The sequence below is a fragment of the Streptomyces durhamensis genome (genome assembly GCF_000725475.1).
In the GTDB taxonomy this organism is placed as follows: Bacteria; Actinomycetota; Actinomycetes; order Streptomycetales; family Streptomycetaceae; genus Streptomyces; species Streptomyces filipinensis.
The window spans coordinates 1-9,887 of record NZ_KL647047.1; the positions used below are offsets into that span (position 1 = coordinate 1).

A 9,887-nucleotide genomic window follows, 5' to 3' on the forward strand; every position below is an offset into this window, starting at 1 on the left:
GGCGGGGCCGTGGACGGTACGGGTGGCGGCGCTCAGCGCGCTGCGGAGCCTGCCCATGACGGTGGCGGCCGTCAGCCCGTGGCCGACCACGTCGCCGACTGCCACGGTGAAGCGGTCCGCGGGCAGGTCGACCGCGTCGTACCAGTCGCCGCACACGTTCAGTGATCCGGTCGCGGGCAGGTAGCGCACGGCGATGTTCGGGTGCCGGGCCAGATCCGGGGAATGGAGCATGGCTTCTTGCAGGGCGACGGCGATGCGCCGTTCACGGGCGTGGGCCTGTCGCAGTTCCTCGTTCAACTGCTGCAGCTGCCGCGCCCGGGCGTACAGCTCGGCTTCCATGGCCGCTTCCCGGCCAGGGCTGACCGACGGCAGGTGCGCCGTGCAGCGGGAGCGGACGACGTCGGTCATGTCCTCGGACCGGTGGATGATCCAGGCCACCTTTCCGTCCAGGTCGAGGACGGGCACGTTGATCGCGGTCCACCACCGCTCCTTGAACGCCTCGGGGTTGCCGGGGACCGGGATGTCGTACTTCTGCAACGCCATGTGATCGGTCTGGCCGGTGGACAGGACACGGTGCAGTGAGGCTTTCAGGGTCGCCACCCCGTCGGCCTCCGGGTCGGCGGGGTTGTCGGGGAAGGTGTCGAAGAGGTACTGCCCGACCAGCTCGGCCCGGATTCGTCCGGTCACCTCGCAGAAGGCGGGGTTGGCGTCGGCGATCACCAGGTCCGTGCCGAGCACCAGGCACGGGCTCGGAAGGGCGGCGAACACCCCTAGGTAGTCGATCTCCGGTGTCACACGCATTCCCTGCCAGTCGCTCGCTCTTCAATCTACGGAAGGTCCAGCTCCCGCGCCTGCCGAGCTCTCTCGTGGGCAGCGGATCGCCCCATGCTCCGCGGCGTCGTCGAGCCGTGTGTGACGGCGTTGCGGCGGGAGGCTGCGCATGGCCGGGCGGGCGGGCTGTCATGGGCCGGACTGCTGCGCGGTGCACTGAGGGCGGATCGAGACCGACATCGCCCGGCCCGCCTGGCCGCCGAGATCATCTTCGACCGCGGTCTGGGCGATCTCTTCGTGGTGCGCACCGCCGGCCATGCCATGGGACCGGAAGTGATCGGCAGCATCGAATACGGCGTCGACGTGCTGGACTGCCCCCTGGTCGTGGTCCTCGGCCACGACTCGTGCGGGGCGGTCGGCGCGGCGTGCGCCGCGCCGGAGGACGGCATGGCGCCGGCCGGCTACATTCGGGACGTCGTCGAACGCGGCACTCCCAGCGTGCTGGCGGCGAGGGCCGCCGGACGCGTGAGCACCGAAGAGATCCTCGCGGAGCACATGGGAGACATCGTCGACCTGTCGCTGTACCGCTCCCGCCTCCTGGCCGAACGGGTCGCCGCTGGACAGGCCGCTGTGGTGGGCCTGCGCTACAGCCTGGCCGACGGGACCGCACGCCTCGTCGCGGCCCGTGGCCTGGCCATGCCCGTCGGCTCGGCCCTGTGAGGATCAAAGGCAGGGTCCTGCGTGGTCCCCCCGAGCGGCGGGCCGGGTAGTGGCCGATAATGGATTCCGTGGGCTCGCCACAGAAGTCCAAGGCGAAGAGCATGACACAGGCCAACGCCTCGAACCTGGCGTTCTGGCCGTTCAGCGCGCAGGCGGCCCTGTTCCTGGCCCCCCTGCTGCTGGTCGTGCTGACCGTGGCCTGGGGCGCCGCGCGGACAGCGCTGGGCCTGGACACCGCGTCGGCCGGCTGGGTGCTGGTGGGCATCGTCGGCCTGAGCCTGCTCCCGGTGCTGCTGGTGGTCCTGAGCGGGGTCGCGTCGACCGGCGGGTCGGTGGAGCTCGGCGCCGTCAAGATCGCTCTGACGGCCGTCGCCGGGTCCCAGCGGGGCCTGGAGGTGCCCCGGAACGTGGTCCCGCAGCTCGGCGTGTCCCTGGCCGACGCCGGTGGCGTCGAAGCCATCGTCTCCCTGCGCAAGCTGCGCGGAACCGAGGTGGTGATCGTCGACCTCGAGGACGGTCACGCCTGGTGGGAGACCCGGTTGATGCTGCTGAGCGCCGGTGCCACCCGCCTCGGTCGGCCCTCGGTCGTCGTCTTCACCGCCCAGCAGCAGGGCAGAGCCGACCAATTCATCGGCTGGGCCCGCCCAGCCGACCTCCTCGAATGCCTTCAGGAGAGCGACCCGGGCCTGCGGAGGGCATACCTCCAGGCGTCCGGGCAGGCAGTGGCGGTACGGCTCGCCGAGCCGACGCCGCAGACATCACCACTGCCGACGACCTCGGCGCTCATGAAGGATCTCGGACTGCAGGGCATGCGGTACATGACCCACCCTGCGCCGCGGAACGAGCTCAACCCACTCCTGGAGGAGCAGCTGCTTGCGAGGAGCATGGCCGACTTCGAGGCGCTGCCCGCCGAGATCGACGTCTCCCGGCTGCACCAGCTCTTCACCCCGGTCCTGCACACCAAGGCGCTGGAACGCACCGACGACGACGCGCCCTGGCTGCGCGCGGCCCTCCTCGACGAGGGCGAGTACGTGGCCTTCACCGATTCGGGCCGCTACACCGGCATCATGTCGGGCGCCGCCGTCGCCCGGGCGGCCCTGCTGGCGCTCCTCCCACCCGACGCGGGGGCGTGAGGGAAGCCCGGGTCTGGTGGCACAAGAGAGCAACGTGGACCCGCTCGCCGGGACCGGTCAGGTGCGCCAGACGGTTCCGGCCGTGCCGGGTGAGGATGCGGTGCACGGGGGAGGCGGGCAAGGCCGGGGATCGGCCCGAGGCGTGCGGGCCGAGCTCGTGGTCCTGCCACAGTCGGCAGATTCGGGCTTCGGCCGGGTGGTGGTGCGGTGCGGGGTCGGGCTCGGGCGGCTGTGACGGTTGACGAGTCCGCTCGCTCCCTCGGACCGCCGGCGCCGGTTCACCTGGTGGGCCGCGGGGCGGGAAATGCCCGTCTCTGCGGCGACGTGGGCGACGGGACGGCTGGCGCGGACACGTTCGACGAGCGGGCGCCTGCCGTGAGCGGTCAGCCGGTGATGACCACGAGACGCTCAGCCCGCCGGTGACCACCGTGCGTTCACGCCTCGGTTGAACTCCGGCCCTCCACCGACGGAGTGGTCCGTGATGCCCTCGCTCGCGCGCTGCGGCGGTCCCGTGCGTTCCAGCAGGCCGTGTGCCAGTGCCGCCGATCCTCCTGGTGCGTCAGCCAAGCCACCACATGCGGGACGCCACGGGCGATCACCTGGTCACAGCCGGGGCAGCGGTACGTCTTCTCGGCCTCGGCGCCCGCCACTCGCCGCACGGTCCAGCTCTCGCCCTGCCAGACGACCGATGACTCCTCGGCGCCTGGCGGGACGGCCCGCCTGCCGCGGAGCCGGCTCATCATCCGCAAGTACTGCGGGTACAGCGATGTATAGGCCAGCCACGTCAGCGATACACCGACCAGGACGGCCACAATGGTCTGCGGCCACCCCCAGCGAGCCACCCAACGTTCCATCCGCGCCGTCAGATGACCGGCCGTGGCGGGGTCGATGGACAGTGTGCCGGTCCGTACCCACGCCGCGGTGAAGGCGGCGAGGACCACCCCAAGAAGAGCCCCGAGAGTCACTCGCAGTGCTTTGACCCCGCGGGAGACGTGGGTGGCAACGCTGCCAGGCGCCGCGCCCATGACTTTGGCCGTCTCTGCTTGGGTCAGTCCCAGCGCCTTGTTGCACCACACTGACCTGCGCTGCTGGGGCGGCAGGGCAGTGAGCGCCGCTTCGAGGTCCAGGCGCAGCTCGGCCGCGGCGCACGCGTCGGCGGTGCCAGTGGCCGTCTCCAGCCGTACGTCCGCGTCCAAAGACGCGTACCCCTGTCCGGTGCGGTAGCGCCGCGCCGCGTGCCGGACCTCGTACTTGATGACCTTGAAGACGTACGGGCGCAGTTGCTCGATCGGCTCGGTACAGGCCAGCACGCTCGTGAGGGCGTTGTGCACGACGTCTTCGGGATCCGCCCACGAGGGCGGGATCCCCAAGTCGCGCAGTCGCTTGCGGGCGTGGCCGACCATCTGGCCGCGCCGCTCGGCAGCCAGAGCCGCGAGCGCCTCGGCCCGCTGGGCCCTTTGCCGTTCATCCACGTCGCTCTCGCTTCCCCCTGCGTCCGCGGGGCGTGCGGTCACCCGACTCGCGTCCTGCGCGCACGAGCTCGGCCTTCCCTGCGGCCCGGATGCGGAATGCGATGCTCTGCAGCACGCTACTCAGCCCTGGCGCGCACACGATCACCAGGAACACGACGACGGCGCCAACATCCGTACCCTCCACGAAACGCCCTCCAGTCTGCGGCCTGAGCGCCTCACGGTGAAGCAGCGGCCGTACAGCTTCCCGACAGTCGACGGGCCGCCGGATTCTTGACACGACAGGCGAGATTTTTTGGGGGCGGCCGGCGCTGGCGAGAGTGACCTTGTGGCCGGCGAGGTCGAGGTGGGCGTAGAGGCAGGAGACGAGGAGCTGGGGTTCCACACCGGTCAGGGCCTGGTTGGTGCAGGCGAGGACCTGGCCGGGGGTGGCACCGGCGGTGGCATAGGCGCGGATGAGGTCGTAGAAGTCGCCGCCGATGTCCATGCCGTGGCTGGCGGGAAGGTAGCGGGCGGCCACGTCCAGGCCGTCGATGCGGGGCAGGGTCCGGGGCAGGAGCGCCTGCTGCAGGTCGTGGGCGAGCTGGTGCTTGGTGTCGTAGAGGCGGGCGCGGTCCATGGCCTGGGCGATCAGTCCGGCCAGGGAGGTCAGAACGGCGCGTTCGTCGGCGCTGAAGGCGTGGGGCCGCTCGTAGGAGAGGATGCGGCAGCCCACCGGCCGCCCCGAGACGATCAGCGGCAGGAAGGCCCACGCCTGCTTGTCGCTGATCCTCGGTGCCTGCGGGTAGCTGCGGGCCAGCTCGGCAGGGTGGGCGAAGAAGCACCGAGCGATGCGATGCGTTCGCCGTTCTGGAAGAGCGCACGAAGTTCGGCAAGCAGGTGCAGGAGAGCGCTGAATCGCTGGTGTCCGGCACCGGCCGGATCCTGGCCGGCCGGGCCCTGGACGGTGTGAAGCGAACCGACGCCCCCTTCCGGCGACCAGGCGCCCCCGCCGTTTGTTCTGGTCTTCGACCGATCGGCCGCATGTGGACACGACCCAGGCTTGGGGCGGCACGTGGTTACAATGCGCTGCGCGCTACAGCTACCGGGGAACGTCCGGCCAGCGCGCCGCCATGGAGAACACGGCCTCATGCGCACCACCTCACCTGTCTCGCACGCTTTGTGGACCGCCCTCGCTGCTTTGACCGTTGTCGTCGCACTGGTACTCGCCTTTGACGACGTTCAGCGCAGCTCTGCCGGCACCGGGCGTCCTGCTGTTGGTCGTGGCCCGCGCCGTGTCGAGGCGCTGTGTGCGAGTGCGAGCCGCGACCGGCCGAGTCCGGTGCTGCGCGGCTCAAGCGCCGGTATACCCAGCCCACACGCGCACACGTCGCCTCCAGCACCACTCGCGCCCGCAGCGCCCTGCCTCCGCCGGCTGTGGCACCTCACATCCGCTGGAGGGCGCACTCGATGATCCCCGGAGGCTGTCGTTCGCGCCGCAGCCGGTCCGGTGCGCACCCGCCGGCCACCCGGCGGGGCAGCGCAGGCGTACGGACGGAGGATCCGTGGACTTTCGCTCAATACCACTCCTGATCGGCCACGCGGTTCAGCTGGCGAGTCGTGAGCGAAGCCGCAGGAGTGTGGTCGCGTCCAGGCCGAGGCCACTGGTGAGAAAGCTGCCGAAACTGCCGTAGTTGTGCACGGCCAGGTCCCGGAACGCGGCGAGGTAGTCGCTGCGAACTTCCTGAAGGGGGATGAGGAGATCAGGGTCGTGCATGTAGCCGGCCGCCTTCAGCTGGTCGCGCAGCGCCTTGTCCGACGGGGCTCGCAGGTCGTTGGAGAGCAGGTAGTCACTCTCGGCGGTGGCCGCCGGGACACCGACGGCGCGGAGGATCGTATCCGCGAGGACACCGGTTCGGTCCTTGCCCGCCGAGCAGTGGAACAGCATCGGACCAGTCGCTTCCGCGACATCCCGGATCGCAGCACCGAGCGCCGCGCGGTTCGCCGGGTCGGTGACAAAGCCCTGGTACAGGTGCCGCATGCGCTCCTCAGCCTTTCCGTCACCCAGCTGAGCTTCCTGGTAGGCGGAGTCCGCGGAGCCGATGACCTGGCGCATGAACAAGTACAGACCGGTGTCGTCCACGGAATGCGGATCCGCAGCAACCCCGGCGGGCAGACGATCGGCGCCGTCGTACTGGATTTCTGTGGGGGTGCGCAGGTCGATGACCTTGCTGAGCCCCAGGTTCCCGAGCGCAGTGACACCGTCCGGCGAGAGAGCGGACAAGGTCTCGGACCGGTACAGCACTCTCCACCGGGTGCTCTTGCCGTCGTAGGTGCTGTAGCCACCGAGGTCGCGGGCGTTGACGGTGCCTGGGACAGCGAGAACGCGCTGATGGGAGATCGTGGGGCGGGCCGGCCGTTCGGGGACGGATGTCGTGGCGTGCGCGGAGGCCGGGGGGAACGCGGTGACTAGGACCAGCGCGAGCGCGGACGCGCTGATGGCACGTGTCAGGGAACGCATACGGGTGTCCCTTCCTGCGAGGAGGGCGGGACGTTAACGCGTGGATCTTCAAAGGAGAAGTCCTGGATCGCGCGGTGCGTCGGGCCGACTTCGCTGTCGGCCCGTCGGTGTCTGGCCAAAGGCATGCTGGGGCACACCGCGGGGAGCGATTCCCCGCCATGGTGACGAGCGTTCGGTGCGCTCCTCAGGCGCTCAACTGACCTGCATTGCAGAGTTTTCATCAACGTACGGGCGCATGGACACTCCGCCGGCTGGTGGCCGAAGGTGGCCCCCGTGAAGCCACGGCTTCTCAGCAGCGTGTTTGGATGTGTTGGTGATCGTTAACGCACAGGAAACATCCGAGCCGCGGACGTACGTGGACCGCATTCTGGAGCACTGGTGCAAGGACGAGGACACGGAGGCGCTCGTCCAAGGGGCGCAGCGGCTGACCAGGGGAGAGGCTCGGCGGCGGCTGTTCAGGTTGGGGCATGCGCTGCGCGGGCAGGGGCTCGCGCCCGGCGACGGAGTGGGGCTCTTCCTGGCCAACCGCGTGGACTCCGTCCTGGTGCAGCTCGCCGTTCATCTCATCGGCTGCCGCGTCGTGTTCCTGCCGCCCGAGCCAGGGCCCGGCGAGCTTGCCGCGCTGGTCGAGCAGTCCCGGGCGCGCGCCGTGGTCACCGACCCGCTTTTCGCGCAACGGGCCGCCGACGCGGCCGGCCGCAGCGTTCACGCCCCCGCACTCCTCAGCCTCGGGCCCTGTGAGCAGCCGTGTACGGACCTGCTGGCCCTGGCGGCCGCGTGCCCGGACGTGCGCCCCGACGGCGTGCCCGCCCCGGGAGCGGACGAAGCCGTCACCGTCCTCTACACCGGCGGGACTCTGGGCCGCCCCAAGCTCGCTGCACACAGCCACCGGCTTTACGACGCGCTGATGGGCCTGGCGGAAGCCCCGCAGAACTCCCGCCCCGCGGTCTTCCCGACGATGAACCAGGGTACGGACAGGGTGCTCGCCTCCACGCTGCTCACGCACGGAAGCGGCCACCTCACCTCTATCCAGGCTCTGGTGACAGGATCCGCCCTCGTCGTGCTGCCCGAGTTCGAAGCGGGCGCGGCGCTGACGGTGCTGCGCGAGGAGCGGATCACCGCCACCATGTTCGTACCGCCCATGCTGTACGCGGTTCTCGACCACCCGGAGTGCGAGCCGGACGCGCTGCCCGAGCTGCGGCGGATCGTCGTCGGCGGCGCGGCCACGTCGCCCAGTCGGCTGCAGCAGGCGGTCGAGGTGTTCGGGCCCGTGCTCAGCCAGGGTTACGGGCAGTCGGAGGCGCTCGGTATCACCGCGTTCAGTGCGGAGGATCTCGCCTCGGAGGGAGCCCGATGCCCCGAGCTCTGGCGCAGCTGCGGTCGCGCGATCTCCGACGTCGAGATCGAGATCCGTGGTGAAGACAGCGCGGCGGCACTGCCCGTCAGGCAGGTCGGCGAGGTGTGCGTTCGTGGTGAGACGGTGATGCTCGGCTACTACGAGGACCCGGAGCGCACCGCGGCGGCGCTGCACGACGGCTGGCTGCGCACCGGGGACATGGGCTATCTCGACGCCGAGGGGTATCTCTATCTCGTCGACAGGGCCAAGGACATCATCGTCACCGGTAGCACCAGCGACAACGTCTACTCCAGGGTCCTGGAGGACTTCCTGCTCACGCTCCCCGGTGTGCGCAACGCGGCGGCGCTGGGTGTGCCGGACGAGGAGTACGGGGAGGCCGTGCAGATCTTCCTGGCCACGGCCGAGGGCGTTGACGTCGACCCGGAGGCGGTCGGCGCGGCGGTGACGGCCGAGTTGGGGGAGTTGTACACGCCCCGGAAGACGGTGCTGCTGGACCACCTGCCGACGACCAAGGTGGGCAAGGTGGACAAGAAGGCCCTGCGCGCCGCGTGGACGAGCGGGGCCTTGGACACGCCATAGGCTCTGGTGTTGTGGAGGCACCCGGCCGCGCCAGGTGACCCAGGCCCACAGCATGGCGAGTCCGCCGAATCTGAAGAAGCCGTCGAGGGCGATCGAACTCGCGAAGGACATGACGAAGGCGGCCACCGAACCGACGGACACGCCGAGGACGTACACACGGCCGGCCACTCCAGCGGTGGACGGCCGGGAACCTCTCCCGCAGCACGGTGGAGAACTGGAACGGCCCGGCCAGCAGGGCCAGCGAGGCCGTCACGATGTGGGTGAAGAAGGCGACTTGGATCGCGACCGGCCGCAGCGCGTAGGTCGCGGACAGGCCCTGGCTTCCTGGTCTGATCGGCAGGCGGGCCTCGTCAGTCGAAACGGCCGGCCGGGGTTCTCCCACCGCGCCTTCTGGCCCCGAAGCAACTGGACAGGTACACCGCGCTGCACGCCCCGGAACAGGGTCTGGACGCGCCGCAAGCGCGTCCGGTCCGCTCAGCTCCCGGACAGTGCCGCGCCCAGTGCCAGCGCGAACAGCATCGGAAGGAGTACGCATCCGAGCCCGGCGCCGGCGGCCAGAAAGCGTGGTGTGCGCAGAGACCGGCGGTGCGGCAGTGCCCAGGAGAAGGCGAGCAGGCCGACCGACCAGTAGAACACTCCCCCGAAGGCACCTATGCCGTCCTCGGAGCGAAACCACCTGTACTCCAGCACGAGGAACGGCAGGGCGACCAGGGTCGCCACGAGAGGCGCCCTCCACCACGTCCCGTGGAGGCGCCGTTGTACGTTGTCCGGTCGTATGTCGTCGGGAAGCATGCGCCCATCCCATCACCACCGCCGGGCCGGGGGTATCGGGGCACATACTCACGTGCGCACGCGCGCGTACTCACCATCCTGACGTGGGTCATCAGCGAGCCGCGCCTGCGCAACAGGAGGTCACCACCAGCCGGACACCCGGGGCTGCTTGTGAGGTGAGGCGGTCAGACCGTGACTGGCTGTACCTCCCGCGACGTCTACGACGCGCGCGCCGCCCAGGCATCAGCCACGAGGAGGCCGCGGCACTGCCGCTGGTCGGGCTGACCGCTTGGCACGCACTGGTGGAGATCGCTCAGCTGCGGCCGGGGCAACGAGTGCTGATCCACGGCGCGGGCGGCGGGCTCGGGCACATCGCGGTGCAGCTGGCCGAGGTGATCGGCACGGCGAGCGCGGCCAAGCACGACTTCCTGCGTGGGCTGGGCGCGGACCTGCTGATCGACTACCGGACCCAGGACTACACCGAGGTGCTCCGGGACGCGCCGGTGGACGTGGTGCTGGAGACCCTGGGCGGCGGGAACGCCGAGCGTTCCTTCGGCGTGCTGCGGCAGGGCGGAGTGCTGGTGACG

7 protein-coding genes and 4 pseudogenes are annotated in these 9,887 nt (G+C 70.3%); 4 read left to right on the forward strand and 7 right to left on the reverse strand.

Annotation, left to right across the window (positions count from 1 at the left end):
* A partial coding sequence (locus tag IO33_RS0143045; RefSeq protein WP_031174490.1) for a PAS domain-containing protein occupies positions 1-801 on the reverse strand: 801 nt, incomplete at its 3' end.
* 84 nt (positions 802-885) lie between these two features.
* Between IO33_RS0143045 and IO33_RS0143050 the strand changes: the two genes are divergently transcribed.
* Both IO33_RS0143050 and IO33_RS0143055 read left to right on the forward strand, forming a co-directional pair.
* The gene (locus tag IO33_RS0143050) at positions 886-1,491 is read left to right on the forward strand and encodes a carbonic anhydrase (RefSeq protein ID WP_078964176.1); all 606 of its coding nucleotides are present in this window, start codon (positions 886-888) and stop codon (positions 1,489-1,491) included.
* A gap of 68 nt (positions 1,492-1,559) precedes the next feature.
* Positions 1,560-2,624, forward strand: coding sequence for a hypothetical protein (locus IO33_RS0143055; protein ID WP_031174492.1), 1,065 nt, complete (start codon positions 1,560-1,562; stop codon positions 2,622-2,624).
* A 31-nt stretch (positions 2,625-2,655) separates the two neighbouring features.
* Here the strand turns inward: IO33_RS0143055 and IO33_RS48975 are convergent.
* The 5 genes and pseudogenes from IO33_RS48975 to IO33_RS0143080 all read right to left on the reverse strand — a co-directional run.
* Positions 2,656-3,011, reverse strand: a pseudogene (locus IO33_RS48975) (transposase family protein); the annotation flags it as partial.
* 47 nt (positions 3,012-3,058) lie between these two features.
* Positions 3,059-3,328: pseudogene (locus IO33_RS50140) on the reverse strand (hypothetical protein); the annotation flags it as partial.
* A gap of 267 nt (positions 3,329-3,595) precedes the next feature.
* Positions 3,596-4,138, reverse strand: a pseudogene (locus IO33_RS48980) (RNA polymerase sigma factor); the annotation flags it as partial.
* Between the two features lie 253 nt (positions 4,139-4,391).
* A pseudogene (locus IO33_RS53365) lies at positions 4,392-4,991 on the reverse strand (PP2C family protein-serine/threonine phosphatase); the annotation flags it as partial.
* 687 nt (positions 4,992-5,678) lie between these two features.
* Complete coding sequence (locus tag IO33_RS0143080) at positions 5,679-6,593, reverse strand: tyrosine-protein phosphatase (RefSeq protein ID WP_031174494.1); 915 nt, start codon at positions 6,591-6,593, stop codon at positions 5,679-5,681.
* A gap of 355 nt (positions 6,594-6,948) precedes the next feature.
* Between IO33_RS0143080 and IO33_RS0143085 the strand changes: the two genes are divergently transcribed.
* The gene (locus tag IO33_RS0143085; RefSeq protein WP_245236088.1) at positions 6,949-8,529 is read left to right on the forward strand and encodes a class I adenylate-forming enzyme family protein; all 1,581 of its coding nucleotides are present in this window, start codon (positions 6,949-6,951) and stop codon (positions 8,527-8,529) included.
* 474 nt (positions 8,530-9,003) lie between these two features.
* On the opposite strand, the gene IO33_RS53370 is transcribed toward IO33_RS0143085, so the two are convergent.
* The gene (locus IO33_RS53370) at positions 9,004-9,249 is read right to left on the reverse strand and encodes a hypothetical protein (protein WP_031174496.1); all 246 of its coding nucleotides are present in this window, start codon (positions 9,247-9,249) and stop codon (positions 9,004-9,006) included.
* Between the two features lie 227 nt (positions 9,250-9,476).
* On the opposite strand from IO33_RS53370, the gene IO33_RS53710 reads away from it, so the two are divergent.
* Positions 9,477-9,887, forward strand: a 411-nt coding sequence (locus tag IO33_RS53710; RefSeq protein ID WP_280921969.1) for a zinc-binding dehydrogenase, incomplete at its 3' end; no start/stop codon positions are given.